The organism is Enterococcus gallinarum NBRC 100675, assembly GCF_001544275.1.
GTDB classification, from domain to species: domain Bacteria; phylum Bacillota; class Bacilli; order Lactobacillales; family Enterococcaceae; genus Enterococcus_D; species Enterococcus_D gallinarum.
Window position 1 is genome coordinate 14,438 of sequence record NZ_BCQE01000022.1, and the last position, 20,673, is coordinate 35,110.

General features: G+C 41.1%; 23 protein-coding genes and 1 other RNA gene. 11 read left to right on the plus strand and 13 right to left on the minus strand.

What is annotated here, in order from left to right; translation table 11 throughout:
- Positions 1 to 78 precede the first annotated feature (78 nt).
- From ssrS to EG2_RS12790, 3 genes are all read left to right on the plus strand, one after another.
- Positions 79 to 273, plus strand: a non-coding RNA gene (gene ssrS / locus EG2_RS12780) — 6S RNA.
- A 118-nt stretch (positions 274 to 391) separates the two neighbouring features.
- Complete coding sequence (locus EG2_RS12785; protein WP_003128458.1) at positions 392 to 676, plus strand: hypothetical protein; 285 nt, start codon at positions 392 to 394, stop codon at positions 674 to 676.
- Between the two features lie 63 nt (positions 677 to 739).
- Positions 740 to 1,222: a universal stress protein gene (locus tag EG2_RS12790; RefSeq protein ID WP_003128457.1), complete on the plus strand. Its 483-nt coding sequence runs from the start codon at positions 740 to 742 to the stop codon at positions 1,220 to 1,222.
- Positions 1,223 to 1,600: 378 nt separating this feature from the next.
- Here EG2_RS12790 and EG2_RS12800 read toward each other — a convergent pair whose 3' ends face one another.
- Both EG2_RS12800 and EG2_RS12805 read right to left on the minus strand, forming a co-directional pair.
- On the minus strand, positions 1,601 to 3,181 hold the full coding sequence (locus EG2_RS12800; RefSeq protein ID WP_060815047.1) for a hypothetical protein: 1,581 nt from the start codon (positions 3,179 to 3,181) through the stop codon (positions 1,601 to 1,603).
- On the minus strand, positions 3,178 to 3,939 hold the full coding sequence (locus EG2_RS12805) for an ABC transporter ATP-binding protein (RefSeq protein WP_003128453.1): 762 nt from the start codon (positions 3,937 to 3,939) through the stop codon (positions 3,178 to 3,180). The genes EG2_RS12800 and EG2_RS12805 overlap by 4 nt, the downstream gene beginning before the upstream one ends.
- A 270-nt stretch (positions 3,940 to 4,209) precedes the next feature.
- On the opposite strand from EG2_RS12805, the gene EG2_RS12810 reads away from it, so the two are divergent.
- From EG2_RS12810 to abc-f, 3 genes are all read left to right on the plus strand, one after another.
- Complete coding sequence (locus EG2_RS12810; RefSeq protein ID WP_060815077.1) at positions 4,210 to 6,216, plus strand: KUP/HAK/KT family potassium transporter; 2,007 nt, start codon at positions 4,210 to 4,212, stop codon at positions 6,214 to 6,216.
- Between the two features lie 59 nt (positions 6,217 to 6,275).
- Entirely contained in the window at positions 6,276 to 6,404 is a 129-nt protein-coding gene (locus EG2_RS19720) for a hypothetical protein (protein ID WP_005472862.1), read from the plus strand.
- Between the two features lie 104 nt (positions 6,405 to 6,508).
- Positions 6,509 to 8,092 (plus strand): ribosomal protection-like ABC-F family protein, encoded by a 1,584-nt coding sequence (gene abc-f, locus EG2_RS12815; RefSeq protein ID WP_060815048.1) that lies wholly within the window; start codon positions 6,509 to 6,511, stop codon positions 8,090 to 8,092.
- 172 nt (positions 8,093 to 8,264) lie between these two features.
- On the opposite strand, the gene EG2_RS12820 is transcribed toward abc-f, so the two are convergent.
- The gene (locus EG2_RS12820) at positions 8,265 to 9,122 is read right to left on the minus strand and encodes an SPL family radical SAM protein (protein ID WP_060815049.1); all 858 of its coding nucleotides are present in this window, start codon (positions 9,120 to 9,122) and stop codon (positions 8,265 to 8,267) included.
- A 99-nt stretch (positions 9,123 to 9,221) separates the two neighbouring features.
- Entirely contained in the window at positions 9,222 to 10,682 is a 1,461-nt protein-coding gene (locus EG2_RS12825) for a peptide MFS transporter (protein ID WP_060815050.1), read from the minus strand.
- Positions 10,683 to 11,673: 991 nt separating this feature from the next.
- Between EG2_RS12825 and EG2_RS12830 the strand changes: the two genes are divergently transcribed.
- Genes EG2_RS12830 through EG2_RS12850 form a run of 5 tightly spaced genes read left to right on the plus strand, consistent with a single transcriptional unit; the run spans position 11,674 to position 14,383 of the window.
- The gene (locus tag EG2_RS12830) at positions 11,674 to 12,015 is read left to right on the plus strand and encodes a PadR family transcriptional regulator (RefSeq protein WP_060815051.1); all 342 of its coding nucleotides are present in this window, start codon (positions 11,674 to 11,676) and stop codon (positions 12,013 to 12,015) included.
- Between the two features lie 9 nt (positions 12,016 to 12,024).
- The gene (locus tag EG2_RS12835) at positions 12,025 to 12,927 is read left to right on the plus strand and encodes an ABC transporter ATP-binding protein (RefSeq protein WP_060815052.1); all 903 of its coding nucleotides are present in this window, start codon (positions 12,025 to 12,027) and stop codon (positions 12,925 to 12,927) included.
- 3 nt (positions 12,928 to 12,930) lie between these two features.
- Complete coding sequence (locus tag EG2_RS12840; RefSeq protein ID WP_060815053.1) at positions 12,931 to 13,710, plus strand: ABC transporter permease; 780 nt, start codon at positions 12,931 to 12,933, stop codon at positions 13,708 to 13,710.
- A gap of 10 nt (positions 13,711 to 13,720) precedes the next feature.
- Entirely contained in the window at positions 13,721 to 14,062 is a 342-nt protein-coding gene (locus EG2_RS12845) for a DUF1048 domain-containing protein (RefSeq protein ID WP_060815054.1), read from the plus strand.
- 9 nt (positions 14,063 to 14,071) lie between these two features.
- Positions 14,072 to 14,383, plus strand: coding sequence for a DUF1048 domain-containing protein (locus EG2_RS12850; RefSeq protein WP_060815055.1), 312 nt, complete (start codon positions 14,072 to 14,074; stop codon positions 14,381 to 14,383).
- Positions 14,384 to 14,591: 208 nt separating this feature from the next.
- Here EG2_RS12850 and EG2_RS12855 read toward each other — a convergent pair whose 3' ends face one another.
- The 9 genes from EG2_RS12855 to comGA form a co-directional block, all read right to left on the minus strand.
- Positions 14,592 to 15,776 (minus strand): acetate/propionate family kinase, encoded by a 1,185-nt coding sequence (locus tag EG2_RS12855; protein WP_003128443.1) that lies wholly within the window; start codon positions 15,774 to 15,776, stop codon positions 14,592 to 14,594.
- Between the two features lie 24 nt (positions 15,777 to 15,800).
- Entirely contained in the window at positions 15,801 to 16,802 is a 1,002-nt protein-coding gene (locus EG2_RS12860) for a class I SAM-dependent methyltransferase (RefSeq protein WP_060815056.1), read from the minus strand.
- 191 nt (positions 16,803 to 16,993) lie between these two features.
- Positions 16,994 to 17,281, minus strand: coding sequence for a competence type IV pilus minor pilin ComGG (gene comGG, locus EG2_RS12865; protein ID WP_258863374.1), 288 nt, complete (start codon positions 17,279 to 17,281; stop codon positions 16,994 to 16,996).
- Between the two features lie 22 nt (positions 17,282 to 17,303).
- Positions 17,304 to 17,717 carry a competence type IV pilus minor pilin ComGF gene (comGF, locus tag EG2_RS12870; protein WP_060815057.1) on the minus strand — a complete coding sequence of 138 codons (414 nt, stop codon included), beginning with the start codon at positions 17,715 to 17,717 and terminating at the stop codon, positions 17,304 to 17,306.
- Positions 17,707 to 18,018, minus strand: coding sequence for a hypothetical protein (locus tag EG2_RS12875; protein ID WP_071870145.1), 312 nt, complete (start codon positions 18,016 to 18,018; stop codon positions 17,707 to 17,709). The genes comGF and EG2_RS12875 overlap by 11 nt, the downstream gene beginning before the upstream one ends.
- Complete coding sequence (comGD, locus tag EG2_RS12880) at positions 17,999 to 18,478, minus strand: competence type IV pilus minor pilin ComGD (protein WP_060815058.1); 480 nt, start codon at positions 18,476 to 18,478, stop codon at positions 17,999 to 18,001. The genes EG2_RS12875 and comGD overlap by 20 nt, the downstream gene beginning before the upstream one ends.
- On the minus strand, positions 18,447 to 18,722 hold the full coding sequence (comGC, locus tag EG2_RS12885) for a competence type IV pilus major pilin ComGC (RefSeq protein ID WP_029487321.1): 276 nt from the start codon (positions 18,720 to 18,722) through the stop codon (positions 18,447 to 18,449). Before comGC ends, comGD begins: the two co-directional genes overlap by 32 nt.
- The gene (gene comGB / locus EG2_RS12890) at positions 18,719 to 19,750 is read right to left on the minus strand and encodes a competence type IV pilus assembly protein ComGB (protein WP_060815059.1); all 1,032 of its coding nucleotides are present in this window, start codon (positions 19,748 to 19,750) and stop codon (positions 18,719 to 18,721) included. The genes comGC and comGB overlap by 4 nt, the downstream gene beginning before the upstream one ends.
- Positions 19,725 to 20,666, minus strand: a complete 942-nt coding sequence (comGA, locus tag EG2_RS12895) for a competence type IV pilus ATPase ComGA (protein WP_060815060.1) — start codon at positions 20,664 to 20,666, stop codon at positions 19,725 to 19,727. The genes comGB and comGA overlap by 26 nt, the downstream gene beginning before the upstream one ends.
- Positions 20,667 to 20,673: the final 7 nt, after the last annotated feature.

A 20,673-nucleotide genomic window follows, 5' to 3' on the forward strand; every position in this document is an offset into this window, starting at 1 on the left:
GGAAGCGAGAAATGTTTTTGTCACCGTTTTCAATCTTCTTTATTGCTACTTTTGTTGTCCTATGCTACTATGAAGGTGGGAATTCTGTGATGTACGAGTTGTCCCATCTGTGTGTTGACCGAACATTTTTATTGATATATTGGGATCCGTCTTGTGTCAAAGCTGGTAACATGCCTTTTCATTTGGTAGTTCGATGCTTAGACCGTGGAACCCACCTGCTAGAATTTGCGGGATCAATACTACGGGAAAAAGAACGGCATCTACGGATATTACCCATTCTTTATTGAATGTGCCATCTGTTTTAGACAGGTGGCTTTTTTGTGCTTTTTGCTATTCCTTTAGCACTTCGCTATACTAAAACTATCTTATAAGAGAAGGACGGATTTCACGGATGATTTTTCTATTATTTTTGATTGCTGCTGTTTTGTTGTTTGGCGTCTGCTACTTACTGTTAACAAAACATGCCATTTTCTTTTCCCTTATTCCTGAAAATACTAAAAATCAAACTTTTTTGACCATTTATGGCTATCTTCATGGTATTTTAGGTATTCTTGCGATCATCGTTGCTTTTTTAGACAAAAAGTTGATTGCCCTCGTTTATTTAGCAGTATTAATGATTACTTCTGCCTCATTCAGTTTGCTGTTTGCCCGTAAGATGAAAAAAACAGATAATTAGGTTTTTCTTTTTAGTCAAAAAGTTTTACAATAAAGATGAAGTTATCTGAGAGGAGTGTTTCATATGTTACAACAATATCAACGAATCATGGTTGCAGTCGATGGCTCGAGTGAGTCAGAATTAGCTTTTAAAAAAGCGGTCAATGTGGCCCAACGGAACAATTCTGAATTGGTACTAGCCCATGTAATCGATACCCGTGCCTTTCAAACTGTTTCTTCCTTTGATGGCATGTTGGCTGAGCAAGCGACTGAAATGGCTAAGCAAACATTGAAAGATTATGAAGACTATGCCCGTAAGAACCAAGTAACTGCAGTAAAGACTGTCATCGAATACGGATCGCCAAAACCAATCATTGCGAAACAATTACCAGAAGATAATCAAATCGATTTAATCATGATCGGCGCTACTGGTCTCAATGCCGTCGAACGAATTTTTATTGGTTCAGTCTCTGAGTATGTAATCCGTCATGCCTCTTGTGACGTATTGGTCGTACGGACAGACCTTGACAATCACTTGCCAACAACCAACGAAAAAGAGGAAGCATAATCTCTGAATAAACCAACATATACTCAAATCAAAAACAAAAACACTCTGACAAAAAGATTCTTGTCAGAGTGTTTTTTTCTATTTTTCACGATTTGTTAGTTTTAGCCATTAAAAAAACTGCGCCAGCCGTCTCAGCTCAAAATGACCCAGCTGTCTTTCTTGAAGCGGACAGCTTCTGGTTCCTTCTGATCAATAACTCTGACGTTTGGCACAGTCTCTTGCAACAAGCCTGTGGAGCAAGCTTGCCAGCAAAAAATGAAAGCAAAGTAATAGGTTATTTATTATCTAATCATGTTTCGGAATACTTGTAAAGTCTTTTTTCTGAATTTTCTGATTAAATCTATTTCTTTTTCAATACGCCATCGACGGCAACTAGACTCAGTGAATCAACTGCCAAAATTTTCTTTGATAGTAGTTGTGCCATAGCACGCTAACAATCAACAGAACCAGCAAGACTGGTCCATTCAAGAGCCAAAATGGAATCATCGTTGCTGCAAAACCGTAACCGACGAGTAACAGAATACTAAGAAAAAGTGCCACCATCATGCCGATGATCATTCCCACACTTCCGGCACCCCGGGTAAACAATTGACTGACATTGGTCCAATCAAGCAAAAGCAAGCGATAATCACGGGCAAAATATTTTAAGCATAGCAAGTAACAACCAAGTAACGTACCTAGGAAAAAAGTCGTTGCCAATAGGATCGGCATCTTAAAGAGCAAAATCGCCAATAAGGCGATCCCGCCAGTCAAAACCATTTGAAGCATTAGGCCAAATCGGAATTTTGCTTGTAAATATTTTTTCATAGACAACGGCAATGAACGGACAAACAGAAAGTTTTGCTGATCCAATGAAATCAAGGTACTGATAAAAGAGGTTGGATTGACCATCATCACAGCTAATGCGATACCTGCCAAAAAGAACACTCCGCAAAAACGAGCGTCCATTTGTCCTAAATCAAACGTACCGCTCAAAGCAAATGTCACAATAAAAATGATCGGTGTCATCAGTGAAGTGGACAATACTTGCATAATCAAGTTGGGATCACGAACCAGCTGGGAATTATAACTGAATAACATCTGCGACAATCCTTGCCCGGACTTCTGCTTCCGTCGCACGCTTCCATGGTCTGGCACAGCCATCGCCACCTGATCATAAAACTTCGGTAAAATAAAGAACCGAATCGCTCCTAGCAGCAACAAACAAACCACTAGAACAAGAGCGAAGCTCCCGATTCCTGCAGCTGCAAAGGGACTGTGCATGATATAGAAAAATGGCAGTAAAAAGGCAATGGCCCCGCGATCCATGATCTGTGTATCGTAGGAACTGGTTTGATTCATCATCAAGATCCCTACCACTACTACGATCATAGAAATTCCCAACAACAAGCTGGTCATCATTTTTTTATGTTCACGAAACAATTTTGTTCGAGCCAATCCAAAAACGATCAAACTACAAATACTAAAAACAATCACGAGAAATAATAAAAAGAGCACAATCGCTAACAAAAGCGTGAGCAGAATAAAGACCTGTGAACGCATTCCCGTTAAAAGAAATAGGACAAATAATGGAAAAACAAATGGTGCCACTGTTAAAAAGACAACAAGAATCTTGGCGGTGAAAATTTCTGCTTGCCGGAAAGGCAATGGCAAATATGCAGGCAAGTCTTGACTCTCAAAGAAGACATTAAAAATGGACGAGATTCCTTGAGAAAATCCTAGAACGCCAAAAAGAGCAACATAATAAGTGAAAAAACCTGGCAAACGGCTGAAATCCAGTGCGATCATTGTTAGGCCGTAAATCACTAAAAAAACGAAACCTGATAATACATATTGCTGGATCAAATAACGAGTCAATTGTGTCCCGCTTTTTCCTTTTTTACGGGCTTTGTCTGTGACTTGCGGATTGGCGTACCGAAGATTGACGCTGGTCAACGTCAATAACTGTCGCTTGTTCATCTGAACTCGCCTCCATTTTCTGTCAACGATGGCTCTTCCGCGCCTCTACCTGTCATTTTTAAATAGATCGCTTCCAAAGAAAGATCTGGATTTTGTGCAAGCAATTCATCGACAGAACCGTTATAAAGCAATTCACCTTTTTTCAAAATAGCTAACTGATCACAAAGCTGTTGGGCAGTATCCAAGACATGCGTCGAGAAAATAACCGTTTTGCCTTTCGCAGCATGTGCTTTCATCATTTCTTTTAGATCAAACGCTGCCTGCGGGTCCAATCCCTGCAAAGGCTCATCTAAGATCCAAATATCCGGATCTGGCAGTAATGCTCCAATTAGAATGGTTTTTTGCCGCATACCATGGGAAAAACTGGCTAGCGTTTCTTCTGCATGCGTCGTCATATCAAATAGCTGGCCCAGTTCATTTAAGCGTACCTTTTTTTGGGTTTCCGGTACTTCATAAGCAGCTGCGATCAAATCCCAATATTCTCCGGCGGTCAACTGCAAAAACATGTCCGGTGAATCCGGGACATAAGCAATCTGTTTTTTTATTTCTTCTCGGTATTGGGCTAATGCTTTGCCATCAAAAACGATTTCGCCACTCGTCGGCTGTAAAATACTAACTAGACTCTTGATGGTCGTTGATTTCCCCGCACCATTATGTCCTAAAAAGCCAAAGATCTCACCTTGCTGAATCGTCAAAGAAAGGTCCTTCAATGCTTTTTTTGTTCCATACGTTTTACTTACATGTTTCAATTCAATCATTTACTATCCCCCTTAGAAATAAGACTTAACGTAATTTTACGTGAATAAACAGAAAATTTAAAATGTTTATTTACATTTTAAATGAAAAAAGTTGACAGGAATCAGCAAAACAAAGATAATTATAGCAATTTAGGGGAGTAGCACATGGGTTTTTCCATGATCATAGATCAACAGCAAGCGGGAATCCGCTGGTCTATGATGTTTCTTGCAAGACCTAAGTGGCAAAGGGCCTCTTGGGTCTTTTTGCAGTTCAATTTGGAGGGAAAATCTATGAGTAAAATGAAAAAATTAACCGCGGGAGGCCTTTTGGTCGCCATGGGTGTGGTCTATGGAGATATCGGGACCAGCCCACTCTATGTGATGAAAGCAATCGTTGAAGACAACGGCGGGTTGAAAACACTCTCCCCGGACTTTGTATTGGGAAGTGTCTCACTCGTTTTTTGGACTCTGACTCTGCTTACCACGATTAAGTACGTCTTAATCGCTTTGAACGCGGATAATCACGGTGAGGGCGGAATTTTTTCCTTATACACACTTGTTCGTAAGCAAAGCCGCTACTTGATCATTCCGGCAATCATTGGTGGCGCTGCGTTATTGGCAGATGGTGTACTAACTCCTGCCGTCACTGTCACGACAGCCATTGAAGGGTTGCGGGGCATTCCGATGTTTTATGATCATTTTGGGAATGATCAATCCATTATTGTTTGGATTACATTAGCGATCCTTTTCGTTCTTTTTAGCCTGCAACGCTTTGGGACAGAATTCGTTGGTAAAGCATTTGGACCGATCATGCTTGGTTGGTTTACCTTTTTGGGGATCGTTGGTTTGATCAACTTTTCCGGTGATCTGTCTGTCATTCGTGCGTTGGATCCCCGTTATGCCATCGGGCTGCTGTTTAGCCCTTATAACACCTCAGGTTTGTTCATTCTCGGGAATATCTTTCTGGCAACCACTGGGGCTGAAGCACTATATTCCGATTTAGGACATGTGGGCAAAAAGAATATTTATGCCAGCTGGCCTTACATCAAAATCTGTTTGATGCTTAATTACTTTGGTCAAGCTGCTTGGTTATTAAAGGTTTATCAAGATCCTGCCTATCAACAGATTGAAAACCTAAACCCTTTTTTCCAGGCTTTGCCTCAAGGTTGGACAGTTTTTGGCGTCGGCTTTTCTGCGTTGGCTGCAATCATTGCCTCCCAAGCTTTACTTTCCGGGTCTTTCACGTTAGTTTCGGAAGCAATTAAGTTGCGTTTGTTACCGCGGATGCAGATCATGTATCCTGGTTCTTCCATCGGACAAATGTATATCCCCGCGCTTAACCTGATGCTGTGGATCGCTTGTTCTGGCGTCGTTCTCTTATTCCGGACATCCACGCGAATGGAGGCCGCTTATGGTTTAGCGATTACAGTAACCATGCTGATGACCACAGTCTTGTTGTATTTCTTTTTGCGTCAATTCAAAAAAGCGCGATTTATCGCTCCTTTTATTACCTTATTTTTTGCAGCTATCGAAGGCATCTTCTTCATCTCGAGTGCCGCAAAATTTTTCCACGGTGGGTTCGTCGCGGTTTTGATGGCCGCTTTGATTATCGCCATCATGCTCATTTGGGAATGGGGCAACCACATTCAAGAACAAGCTGCCGAAGAAGTTGACTTGACCGAATACATTCCCCAACTACAGGAATTGCGGAATGATGAGACATTGCCATTTTCTCAGACCAATGTCGTCTTTTTAGTTCCAAAACTGCAAGGAAATACGATTGGCCGTCAGTTTATTTATTCGATCCTTGATAAACGGCCGAAACGCGCCAAAGTTTATTGGTTTGTGAATGTGGAAGTTACAGATGAACCTTATACAAAACAGTACGAAGTCTCGATGTCTGAAACAGATTTCATCGTAAAATTGAAACTCTACTTAGGTTTTCGGGTTTCTCAAGAAGTCAATGTCTACATCCGACAAATCATTCAGGAATTGATGAAGGATGGTCGCTTACCAAAACAGCCGCAAAAATACTCACTGACCCCGGGACGTCAAGTTGGCGACTTCCAGTTTGTTCTGATTGAAGAAGAGTTGTCGAATGTCACTTCATTGACCCGATGGGAGCGACAAGTAATGTTAGCCAAACTCTTTATCAAACGGCATACTATTTCACCGGAACGTTGGTTTGGACTCACTTACAGTGATGTGGTCCATGAGACCGTTCCATTAGTGATCGGGCAACCGAAGGCAAGTAATCTTTCTGAAATTGTTCCAGTCAAGAAAAAACTGACTGACTAATTGCAAAGTAAGGACACTTGCGGTACACTATTGGCAAATAAGCAAAAGGAGGAAACACCATGATGCGCATGACTAAAATAACATGTAACGTCAACTATCAGCGTTACCATATCGCATTTAGCCATGCAATTGGTTTTACAAAAACCGTTTTAGGGACGAGTCTGTCTAAAACAGTTGAATATTCGTAAAATCAATGGCCATCTCAAGGTGCTTATCTCGAATAACATCAGATAAAAATAACACAGGCCATGGATTTCCATGGCCTTTTTGAGTGGTCTCAAGGAGTGAGATCATGCTAATTCAAGCAAATAAAATCAGTAAAAATTTTGGCGGTATCCCGCTATTTGAACACTTAACTTTCCAAATTGATCCCGGTGAAAAGATTGGTTTAATCGGCATCAATGGCTCTGGTAAGACAACCTTCCTAGATTTGTTACTCGGAACCGAGAAAAATGATACTGGAACGATCAGCCGACGTAAAGGTCTTTCTATTGGTCATTTGGCACAAGAATTTTCGCCCTCTTCAGAAACGGTGCTGACGTATTTACAAACGTCCTCTCCCCGACTACAAGAGATAAGTCGCAATATGCGACGTTGTGAACAACAGATGAGCGACCCTGCCGCTGACTTATCGAAGTTATTGGACCGCTATGGTCAATTACAGCAACGATTTGAAGAACACGGTGGCTATCTGTTAGAAGACCGGATTCTTGCTAGTTTAAGAGGATTGGGAATAGCGCAGTTGCAAGAAACTTCTTTGCAGGCGTTAAGTGGTGGGGAGCGAGTCAAAGTAGAACTAGCAAGATTGCTGTTGACAGAGCATGACTTGCTTTTACTGGATGAGCCCACGAATCATCTTGATTTAGCTAGTCTGCATTGGCTGGAAAACTATCTTATCCATACGAAAAAAGCTTATATCGTCATTTCTCATGACCGCGCTTTTCTGGACAAAGTGACGACTAGGATCTGTGAGATCGAAGATGGTCAATTGATTTCTTATCCGGGAAACTATAGCCAATATCGGTCATTGAAACAAGCCCGGATTGCAGAACTGACAAAGAACTATGAGCTGCAGCAAAAAGAATGCCAACGGCTTAAAAATATGATTCGTCGTTATCGTCAATGGGGGAATGAAGGGGACAATGAGGACTTTTTCCGTAAAGCCAAAGAAATTGAAAAGCGCTTAGCGAAGATCACTCTCGTCAAGCCACCGCTGCCTCCTAAAAAAAGGATACACACAGTCAATCAAAGTGATCGAACAGGCAAGGAAGTCTTTATCGCCCGAAATATCGGTAAAATTATGGCTGATCGGCTACTCTTTGAAGACAGTAGTTTCTCGATTTACCGTGGTGAGCGCTTAGCGATCATTGGTGAAAATGGCACCGGTAAGTCGACCCTGATTCAGCTTATGTTAGGTACTTTGGCGCTTGACGCGGGAACGATCAAATCCGGCAGTAATCTGCAGATCGGGTATCTGCCTCAAAAGCTCTCATTTTCTAATCCCGCTATGCGGGTCCTGTCCTTTGCCTATCAGTTCATAGGCAACGAACAATCTGCACGACAACAGCTGGCACAAATCGGTTTTTATCAGGATGATGTCTCAAAACGCATTCAGGATCTTTCTGGCGGTGAGAAGATTCGCCTTTATCTGCTGAAACTTTTTCATAAAAAAATCAACGTCCTGCTATTAGATGAGCCTACCAATCATTTGGATATCTATGCTCGTGAAGAAATTGAAGAATTGATTCAGCGCTTTGGTGGTACGTTAATTGCTGTGAGCCATGACCGCTATTTTCTAAAACAAACTTTCCAAGACATGCTGCTGATCCGCGACCAGCAGGTCATGCGGCAGCCCATCGATTGGCAGGCTCTTTAAGAAGATTACGTTCGTTTTTTTCACCATAAGGAATCGCATATCAGAAAAATCAAATAAAAATAGCCGCAGGATAAGAGAACTGGCACACCTCGGGACATGGTGACGAGGTGTTGCTCGTACACTGGAACACTCTCAGTCCCTGCGGCTATTTCATTTGTTTAAAAGACACGAATTAAAAGAGTGTCAACTGCTGGTCTTCAAAACGATGGATATAGGCAAAGACTTCTTCTGGTCGATAAAGGATTTGATGGGTTTGGCAGAATGCACAAAAAATAGCCATTAGCTTTTGCTGATTCGGACTGTCGCAAACATACCGATCGCCAAAAGCTTGCTGATACTTTTCCTTCATACCAGGAAAATCACGGTCTAGTTGCTGATAAAAGTATGCGCGATTTCCTTCCCGCATCGTCACCCCAAATCCAAAACAGATGATGCCTTTCACTCCCGCTTGGCGACAGTAGTCCAAAATCCCCAATAGATTCTCCTCGCTGTCATTGATAAAAGGAAGAATGGGTGATAACCAAACAACAGTAGGAATACCTGCTGCTTGAAACGTCTTAAGCGCCAAAAAACGATGATAAGTGGTAGCGACTTGTCGTTCTAATTTTTTACATAGTGCTTCATCATAAGTCGTCAGAGTCATTTGAACAACTGCTTTCGTTTGCTGATTGATTTCTATCAGCAAATCCAAATCTTCCAACACACGCGTTGATTTGGTCAAAAGCGCAACACCAAAACCGTTCTTTTTGATTACTTCCAGTGCTTGCCTCGTTTGTCTCAAACGCTGTTCTGCATGAACGTAAGGATCTGACATAGCACCGGTAACGATCATGCAAGGCTGTCGGCGCTTCTTTAATTGCTGGTCCAAAATCGTTATTGCTGCTTCTTTGATCTCGATATCCTCAAACCGATGTGCCATCTGATAGCAGCTGCTGCGACTATCACAATAAATACAGTCATGTGTACACCCTCGATAGAGGTTCATTGTATTGTTTGGTGAAAGAATCGTTTTATAGCGTCGAGTGTGCATTTAACCCCTCCTACAGAACTTATGTTCCCATTCATTTTCTCATAACTTGACTAAAAGTGCAAAAAAAGACTTGATCTTTTTCAAGATCAAGTCCGTTGATTAATGAATATTCCCAATCAGCTTACGAATCGGTTTTCTTGCCATGTAAAGAATAATCCCTACGACTACTGCAACACCACCGACAATGCCATAATAAGCCCCTTCTGTTTGCGGTGTATAGAAACGAGCAATCTGAGCATTGATCGCTTGCGAAGAAGCATCTGCTAATAGCCAAATAGCAAGAGTTTGCGCTTCGAAGGCTTTTGGTGCTAATTTGGTCGTTACAGACAATCCAACTGGTGACAGACACATTTCGCCAGCAATCATGATAAAGAAACTAAAGACTAGCCACAATGGGCTTACCCGTTGATCAACTCCGAACAGCATACTTGGGAACATCAACAAGACAAAAGACAAACCTGCTAAAATCAAACCAATTGCAAATTTCACTTCTGTTCTAGGTTGCTTATTGCCAAGTTTCGTCCACAACCAAACAAATACCGGTGTCAACAGCACGACAAACAATGGATTTAGTGTTTGATACAGACTCGCCGGAATCGTGATCCCAAACAACGTATCTTGTGTCCGGTCGGCCGCAAAAAGTGCCAATATTGATGACCCTTGTTCTTCTAGGGACCAAAAAACGATCGCAGATAAGAACAAAGGAATATACGCTAAAACTTTTTTCTTTTCATCCGGTGTCACATCACGAGAACGCAACATTTTAGTAAAGTAGTAGATCGGCAAAAATATTCCTAAGATACTGATGCAATTGATAAAGAAATCAACGGTCAGATAGCCCATCGCAGCTGCACCACCGAAAACCACTGCTACAAGCACTAGTACGATGATAACGTTACGGAAAAAGATTTTTTTCTCTTGCGCAGATAATGGATTAGTTGGTGTCGTTGCAACATCTTTCAACGTTGTCTTCCCTTGAACATAATATTGCACTAAACCAATGAACATTCCGATAGCTGCTATTGAAAAACCTAAATGGTAATTGACATTTTGTCCTAAAATACCCACAATGATCGGTGCTAAAAGTCCACCAATATTGATCCCCATATAAAAGATTGAAAATCCTGCATCTCGGCGCACATCTTCTTTCGAATATAAGTGGCCGACCATCCCTGATACATTGGACTTCAACAAACCTGTCCCAATAACGATCAGCATCATAGAAACAAATAGTGCAGCAATACCAAGAGGCATTGCCAGAACAATATGTCCAAACATAATAAGAATCCCGCCATAAAAAACGGATTTGTTCGATCCTAATAAGCGGTCAGAGATCCATCCGCCAACGATACTAGACATATAAACGAGTGAACCGTAGATTGACATGATCGCTACAGCTGTTGATTTAGGCAGGCCTAAGCCACCATTCGTCACAGCATCATACATAAAGTAAACTAAGATGGCCCGCATGCCATAGTAGCTGAATCGTTCCCACATCTCAGTGAAAAATAGTGTCGACAACCCTCGCGGCTGTCCTAGGAAAGTCTTTTCTTTTTCCATAATTACTGGCTCCTTATAAAAAACAAATTTAGAAATTTTTCTGAAAATTCACAAATGCCAGTTTATTCCCGTTTGGCTTCCTTTACAAGGTTATTTTGCTTAGATTATGTTTTGTAAAATGGCGATATGCTGAGTCGAAAATGAGAGTTTTTTACTAGATACTAGGAAATCACTGATCTAACAACCTCAAAAATTGTACGTTAATTAAATAACGTTTTTTATCGATTAAAATTATTTTTACCGTTTTTTTACTCTAGATTCAAGAATTTGTTAATAAAAATAACCTGATTCATCACATCAATGTTTATTCATACACTTATATACTGAATCAGACGATTTTTTATTCAATGTTCTTTGTTATTTAGCAGGACACAGCCTCTCTCAACATCTGGCAGAACATTTCCGTCGACTGGGCACAAAGAGCAGCAATTGTGAGCTTTCCTCTTTTAGTCTAGGCTTGCTTGCTGTCTCAGTCAAATCAAGTGCATTGGGCGCCTATGCATCGGCGGTATTCCCTAATGAAAAAATCTTTAGTTTCATAACAGAGCTCAACAAATCTCGATTTTTTTGCTCCCTTCTCAACCGATGTCTAACATTTCATCTCAATGATTCACACCATGATCGGTACCGAAGTCCTATTTATCTTTACTGAACACAATTCATCAAATCAGAGCCTATCTTGTTGAACTTGTTCTTAAGAGTGATAACAACGGCGAGCAGTAGCTAATCACTGTCCCCGATGATTAGCTGCAAACTTAGATTCGAACGAAGTAGTTGCAGAGGAACCCACAATAAAGCTCAGTTTAACAGGGGCCAGCCTCCTGAGTACCATTCGCCACTAAGCGGGAAGCTTTTTTCAAGGTGTTACTTTTTTTTGCACCTCTACTTAATGTTACAAAGTAGTTGACAATTCATCTACTAAGTAATATTATGTAGTAGTACTAAGTAATACTAGGTATAGAGACAAATGGTTTTTGAGAGGATGAGCGATGTGAAAGGAATGACTGAATTACTAAAAGGTGTGCTAGAAGGTGTCGTGCTTCAAGTCATCCATAACAGCAAAGAGACTTATGGCTATGAAATCACGAATACACTGATCGAATTAGGGTTTCAGGATATCGTCGAAGGCACCGTCTATACAGTCTTACTCCGTTTAGAAAAAAAAGAATTGGTGACTGTTGAAAAAAGGAAATCTGACCTTGGACCGGCAAGGAAGTTTTATCGTTTGAACGCAAATGGAGAAATTTACCTCCAAGATTTCTGGAATAAATGGGCGTTTCTTGTAGATCAGCTAGATAAAATCAAGCACGAGACACTTTTCAATCAGGAATGAGGGATAACTATGAAAGCCATCACTGTGGATCATCTTACAAAAACCTATGGTGATCTTGACGTATTAAAAGGAATTACTCTTGAAATCAAAAAAGGCGAAATCTTTACTTTACTTGGAGAAAACGGTGCTGGAAAGTCAACACTGATCAATATTCTAACTACACTCGCTAAACCTACATCCGGCAATGCAACAATTTTAGGGTTAGACCTGCAAAATGACTCCGATCAAGTGCGGGATGTCATCAGCTTGAATAGTCAATCGATCACATTAGATGATGAATTTACCGGTTTTGAAAATTTGAAACTGATTGGCGCGCTGTTGGACATCCCTCATCTGCGCAGGAAAATAGATACCTTATCAGAACGACTTCATTTAGTAGATTTTCTCTATAAAAAAGTCGCTACCTATTCTGGAGGAATGAAGCGACGACTAGATATTGCAGTCTCTCTGCTCCCTGACAAAGAAATTTTGTTTCTTGATGAGCCAACTACTGGTGTGGATCCAAAAAACAGATTAGAGATTTGGCAACTAATCCTTCAACTTAAAGCAGAAGGAAAGACGATCTTTCTGACAACTCAATACCTTGATGAAGCAGACCGTTTAGCTGATCGAATCGCTTTTATCAACGATGGGAAGATTTCATTGATTGGCACACCACAAGAATTGAAAAAGCAAGCAAGAGATCTGCACAAAGTCATCGTTCTGAAAAAAGCGATCGATCAAGCGACTTCTCTTCTAAACGAATCTGCGATTCACTATACGGTTGAAAATGATACCATTATTCTTGCTAGAAATGATTTAAAAGAGTCGATGATGAAACTCTTGCAAAATGATATTGACATTCTAACAACTGCTCCGATTGAACTTAGCTTGGAAGAAATATTCTTGGATGCTACTGGAAAGGAGGACTAAAAGATGAAGACAATCAAGCAACTTTTCACATTAACGAACCGCATCGTTAGACAAAATTTAACAAGTGTCGATACGATCATTACAAGTATCGTTATGCCTATTTTCATCTTACTTTTTTTCGTTTATGTCATTGGTGGCAATATTTTAGTCGGGGGCACTGCAGGAGAGCCTTCAGATTATCTTAGCTACGTTATGCCAGGATTTTTGCTGATGTCTATGGCAATGGGATCGGCTTACACTGCTTTGAGGATCAACAATGATAAAACAAAAGGATTCCTGACGCGATTGTTATCTATGCCCATGAAACGTTGGGTGATTCTAGGATCGCATATTGTCGCTTCAACAATTTTTATGCTTATTTCTGTACTTTCTGTGCTGCTGATCGGACTAGTATTGGGTTATCGACCACAAGCAACGATTGGTGACTTCCTGCTTTTCATCCTTTTGATCGTACTTTTTGCCGTTAGTCTCACTGTGCTAGCTATCCCCTTTTCATTAACAGCAAAAGATTATGCTGGAGCAGGAGCCTTTTCGTATATTTTGATTTTTCTGCTTTTTATCAGTCCAGCCTTTGTGCCGGTCGTTGGAATGGCAAAACCTGTACGTCTATTTGCTGAGAACCAGCCGATGACGCCCATTATCGAAACGACAAAGAATTTGCTTGCTGGTACATTCTCTTTTGGTTCCCAAAGCAGCCTTTTGACCCTTTTGTGGCTAGCCCTATTACTAAGTTTTTTCTCTTTCCTGTCAATGAAACGCTACAAACAACTATTTATTAATTAGGAGGCCCACCATGAACTTTTATGACAAAATAACAGGTAACGACATGAATAAGCAACAAAAAGAATTTCAACTTCGTATTGATAAGTTACCCGCTAGCTACCAAGATGCGTGGCGCGAACTCAATCAAAAAATCTGGAACTACAGTGATTTTTCTGGAAGAAATCTGTACCCTATCTTGGAAGGGATCGTCGGTCTTTTTGAAGAAAGTGCCGCAGAAAAACTGCCAATCAATAGCGTGATCGGTGAAAATATGACTACCTTCATCTCAGAAATCGCTGAAGCAGCTGGTGCCAAAAATGAGCGAGACAAATTGCGAGAACACTTGAATCAAGTGACAAAAAAACTAAAGTGAGGGATGAAGATGGGAATAAAAGAAGCATTAGAAGGTAAAAAAGAATGGCGTGCTCTGCAAAAACGGGCAAATCAGTTGCCGAATGATTATCGAATCGTCTACAAAGAAATCCAAAAGTACTTTATGAAAGTTGATCCAATAAATCTTGCCAGCGATTTCCAACCACTCGTTGATCTGTTGGATTTGTTTGAAGACAGTGCGCAACAAGAAAAAAGTGTTCTTCAAGTAACTGGCGAAGACGTGGCCGCCTTTGCGGACGGATTGCTGGTAAACCAAGCAACCTCTGACAACGAAATGGAACCAAAGTCAAAAAAGCTATGAGAAAATGGCTAGATAAGTTTTGAGTTCCACCGTTTGATTCGCTGAAAATATAAGAAAGAACACACTAGCTCTAGCTGAATTTGCAGCTTTCACCTATTTTTTATTCGTATCCACGGAGATCAAATGTTTTAAAAAAAAGTGTTAAGCCGAGGCTTAACACTTTTTTGTCTGATAATAAAGCTTGTCTGTTCCAATTGATCTCTGACAATTAACCGCGCAAACGTTCCACATCGCGAGCAATCATTAATTCTTCATCTGTTGGAATCAACAAGACTTTGACTTTAGAATCTTCTGTAGAAATGACTAACTCTTCACCGCGTTTGGCATTTTGTTCTTCATCAAGTTCACAACCAAACCAAGTCATTCCTTTGATGACTTCACTGCGGACATGGGCATCGTTCTCACCGATACCAGCAGTAAAGACGATTGCATCAACACCGTTCATTGTTGTTACATAGCCGCCGATATATTTACGAATGCGGTCAGTAAAGACATCATACGCAACTTTTACTTCTTCTTTGTCATAATTAGCTTCAAGATCCCGCATATCGCTAGAAATCCCGGAAAGTCCTAACAAACCAGATTTTTTGTTCAAAACATCGATCATTTCATCGATCGATAGGTCTAATTTTTCCATTAAATAAGGCAATACAGCTGGGTCGATATCACCAGAACGAGTACCCATCGTCACTCCTGCAAGTGGTGTGAAGCCCATTGATGTATCAACAGATTTTCCACCATCAACTGCAGTGATCGATGCGCCATTTCCTAAATGACAAGTAATGATTTTCAAATCTTCAATCGGTTTGCCTAACATTTCAGCCGCACGTTCTGACACGTAACGGTGACTTGTACCATGGAAACCATATTTACGTACTTTATAGTCGTTGTAGTAAGCCAATGGCAGACTGTACAAGTAGTTGTGTTTTGGCATGGTTGCATGGAAAGAAGTATCGAAAACAGCAACACTAATAATATCTGGTAAGATCTTCTTGAAAGCAGTGATCCCCATCAAGTTGGCTGGGTTATGCAATGGTGCAAACTCTGCCAATGCTTCAATGCGTTCCATCACTTCATCTGTGATCACAACAGAATCCGGGAAGTCTTCTCCTCCATGAACGACACGGTGACCAACACCAGTGATTTCATCATATGAACCTAAGATGTTCAATTCGATCAATTGATCCAAAAGCATTTTTACTGCGACTTCATGATCATTGATGTCGATGATTTGTTCGAATTTTTGATCTTCCCCATACTTGATGGTAAAAATCGAATCTTTTAATCCGATACGTTCAACGATCCCTTTAGCGACCACCGTTTCTTCTGGCATTTGATATAACTGCCATTTTAGACTTGAACTTCCAGCATTGATTGCAATTGTTTTAGACATAATTTTCTCCTTATCCGATTTATATTACAAATTTGATGCTTTCCAAGCTTCAAATTGTTCGAAAAATTTCTTGATGTTCTTTGGTTCCTTGAGAGATGCGAGTTTAGCAAGTAATACTGGTGCTTGCTTGCTCGTTGCACCATGATTTTGAATCAGCACAATACTTTTTCTTGATCGCTCATTTTTGAAAAGCTCGTCTGGCAATTGAATGATTCCTTGCAGATAGACTTTTTCATTGAGCCATTTCTTCAAATAATCGCTTTGTTCAGTTTCCATGAAATTAGCCGGAGCTAAGAATAGTCCATAGCCATCTTCTTTCACATAGTTCATTGCTTGCTCCATCAATAAATGGTGGGCAAAGCTATGTCCTTCGGGAGCTGAAGTAAGAAACGATGCTGCTTTTTCATCTTGTGGATAATAGCCGACTGGCAAATCACTGACAGCAATGTCCATTGGGTCGATTAACAATTCTTGCAACCCGTCTTGATGAAACAAATGCAGCGGGGCTTGAGTCCATTCGCTTGTAGCTGCAGCAACACTCAGTAATGTTTCATCAATGTCAACACCTGTTGCTTGCACATCTCTTTGCGCTAACTGCAAATTGAGCAAGAGCGTTAAGACAAGATTCCCCATTCCAACCGAAAGGTCCAGAATCTTGGTTTGTTGCTTCGCTGGTGTCAATTGCTCGATCAAATACACAAACAAAAAACCGATACTATCTGGTGTCAGCTGATGATTAGGCTGCAGATGTTCGGTTTGTCCGCCCTTTAACAGAAGTAGTTGAGCAAGTTTACGCCGTTCTTCTGCTGTTAAGGGTATCTGCTCTAATTTTTTATAAATCGCTTCCAACCGTTGAGCATCCGCTTCACTAGGTACTCCGTCGATCACCCGTACGCGATACTGATCAATAAAATTCTCGATCGTCTCGATATATGCATCCAAATAAGGTGTTTCTAGTGCGTTTTGGAGCACTTGAATCGCTTCTAGCGATAAATGAAAAGACTCTTCCATTTTTTCTGGGGACATCTTGCACCTCTTTTCAAAACTATAACAACATACATACCTGTTTAATTTTAGCTGATTCAGCCAAAATAATCAATCGCTATCTTTCAGAATAATTTGTGAAGAGACAAACATACTTTCCAACTCTTTTATACAGAAAAAAGACACAGTATGTCTGTGCCTTTTTCTGTATTATAGTTACTCAAGATCTGTTGCTATTTTTCTAAATCACCTGACAAAATTTCGGTAAAACGGAAGGTGCGCTGATTGACGACACATTGAATCAACAACAGCTCTTCTTTTTGTTCATAAATGACCCTTCCTACATTGTAGTTGACACTGCCCTGCTCGGCATATGTTAACCGCTGATAATCCGCCAAAAAAAGTTCTTTCATGATTCGTGCCTCATACATGTGAAGAGTCTTAATATAGAAATCAGTAGTTGTCCGAGTGTTTTCTAAAACCGTTAGCAACATAAGGCTCAGCAAATGAATCAGCATCATTGCTGAAAAAAAGATACCGCCCTTATGCAGGAATCTGCCATTGACCAATTCTCACCTCTCCATTCTCGAAAGTCACTGTAAACTGGATCGAGGATGCCTTTTTTTCAAAGTAAATCAATGATACTTCCGTCAATAACGGATGGTAGCCATTATTGTCTCTTTTACGGACTTTCCCATTGATTCGATCGATCGTGACTACATTTTCTTTGCTGCTTTTTAAAAAAAGTGTATACGGACTCACTGAAACATACGTACACGTTTGAAGCTCCCTTTCTAACTGAATCAAAAATATCTGCCATTCTTGGTCTTTGCGAGCAAAAAGCTGTTGATTAACTTGAGGCATCTGGCGAATGATTCCGTTGATCAACAACACACTGAGTCCTAAGATTATTAAAGACAGCAAACATTCCAACAAAGTAAAACCCTTACTCTTCATAGTTGATCTCCATGATGAGAGGGCCTCTTACAATCCGTCCATAGCTTCGGTCACGCTTGAAACCGAAAGACAACTGATACGTCTCTGTACGTTGTGTCGAATAAACGACTTCCTGTTCAAATGCTTGACATTGGACTTCTTCATACAATACCCGAATAGCAGCCACCTTGGCCTGTAACTGTGCACTTTGCTGCAAAATATGGGTCTGGACAGTCACAAAAAGGAAGACACTCGTCGTCAGCAAGCCAAATCCAATGATACTCTCCAGCATGATATATCCTTTATTCGATGATCTTATCATATCGTCCACTTCCAAAAAGAAATTTGTAGATAATGCTCTTTTGTTGGTCGAGCCATTCAAACCGTAATGTTTCCATCCGTGTATAATTGCCGGATTGACTGGTGAATGTAAGCACAGGAAAAACACGTACTGCCAGCTGCGAGGGAACTTCAAGGGGCTCCATTTTGATTTCACCTGTGATCGTCGAATGAAAATAAATCGTAGGAACTGGTGAATCAGAATAAGCGACTTTCGTTTCGCGAGCATCAATGATCGCTGTTTGTTGTGCTACTGCCAATCCTTTTTCCAAACGAGCACAAAACCCCCACACTTCAAAATATGCTTGGTAACGGTCGATAGCTACTAGCGGAAGAAAGACGAAAATCGAAACGACTAATAGGACAATCAAACTCTCCACCATTGTAAATCCCCGCCAAGTAAAAAAACTGCTATTCGTTTCGATGGGCAAGATAAATCGCATACTGCTCCTCCGTTACATAATTTCCAGCTAGTAATTCTTGTCGAGTCGGTGTTCGATTCTCATTAAGCTGGAACAACTCAATCTGGGTTTCTACGACTTTGACGATTGCCGCATTTCCTTTCTCATCTATCACTGTACGTTGTGCAGATAAGTTTGGTACAAACAATAAAATCAAAATACTGATCACTAACAGTACAATCAGCATCTCCACCAATGTGAACCCTTGATGCTTCAATTTTCTCATTCGATCACTCCTTGAATATTGCCGTAAATCGGCAAAAACATTGCAGCATAAACTCCCACGATCAGAAGGGCCACTAATAAAAAAATGACTGGTTGAATCCACTGGATTTTCTTCTCGATTTGTTGGAAAAGCCGATCTGTCAAAAGCTGACTATAAACAAACAATTCTTCTCCTAATTTCCCTCGCATTTCACCCTGGAACACAATCAATGAAAACTCTGGCGTCAAAAATGCATAGTCCTTTAATTTGTCCGGCAACAATCCGCCACTTGCTAGGCACAGCTCTAATTGAACAGCTAGTTCTTGTACTAATGTTGCTGTACTTGTTTGTTGCATGCACGTAATGATCTGACGAATTTCCAAGCCTTGCTGAAATAATTTCCCCCACTCTAATGCAAAATAACTAGTTTGATAGCAGCGATACAAGTCTCCCCAAAAAGGCAATCGACTCAAAAAAGTGGCTCGCTTCAATGCTGTCTGCTTGGCATAGATTCCTCTTACAACAAGAACGAAACCTCCCAATCCGCCTACAATGACCGCACCGATCCATGGTGCTGCCGTAATAAAGAGAATGCCCCAATGATTCGCATCGATCATGCCGGAGGCCAGAAGTTGAGGCAATAGAAACCGGCGCATGGCAAAGAGAGCGGTAAAGACAAATACCAGCAATAGAAGGGGATACGCCAACACTTTTTGTAATGCCTGATTTTGTTTTTCTAAAAGGATCTGGTAAGCGACCATTCGCTGCAACGTATCCACCAGATTGCCATGGGTCTCTGCCAAGTCCAACTGATTTTGTTCGGCTTCAGATAAATGCAGCAAAGAAAAGGCCTGTCTGAGTCGTTGACCTTGTTTCAGTCGCTGATCAATATCTTTTACTGTATTCGGATCAAATTGGCCACTGCGAAGTAGAACAAGCAAACTCTCCTGTAATGAGAAACCACTCTCTAATAAAACCGTAAATGTGGCTAATAAGACGTGGGTCTGTTTGCGGGAAAGCCGTTTACTTTTCCTTGTTAAAAATCTCACGGGTGATCTGCTCCTTTTCTCTGATCCTTGTTAGTGCTTGATCCCAAGTCATTGAGGATTTGTGGGGTTCATAAAAGGTATAGGCCATCAATGCGTGAGGGACTCCGTGAAGATCTGGCAGTAAGCGCTGATAAATGATTCCTTGGAGGCATTGGTCGATCACAGCTGCTTCCTCTGCCAGCTCTTGCAATCGCGCAATTGTTTCCGTTAATCCCCGTGCATGGATCGTCGCAAAAACCCGATGCCCTGTCAGTGCCGCACGGATCGCAGCCTTGGCCGTCTCTTTGTTGCGGATCTCACCAATCAGCAATAGCTCAGGTCGATGCCGCAACGACAAACGAATCAGCTCATCATAATCCTGGCCGATCATTGGATTGGTCTGCAACTGTAAAAAACGAGGCTCAACGATCTCAACCGGGTCTTCGATCGTGATCACCTGACCTGCTGCAGCTGAAGCTAAGCGATACATCAGTGTTGATTTCCCCGATCCAGTAGGACCAGAAAAGAGATAGAGCCCTCGATAGCGGCATGCATCTGCGATTATTTCATATTGTTCATTCATAAAGAATCGATGGAACTTACCTAAAGAGTGCAAAAAACGCAGAACTAAACTTTCTTGACCTTGGAAATCCCCAACAGTCGAAACCCGGATACGCTGCTCTCCATCTGCCAAAGGATAGCTGATAGCCCCTAATTGCGCTCTTCGTTTTTCCCCTACTTCCATACCGCCCAAAAATTTGAATCGAGTGATCAATTGTTGCGCGTCTTCTGCAGTAACTTTGCGATACATTTGCCGATAGTAACTTTTGCTGAAAATCAGAGTCATCCCTTCGACTGTTGGCAGTATGGATAGATCTTGCATTTTATGCACCTTCGCATACTCCACCAACTCATCTGAAAATGCACAAATGTCCATTGTCACC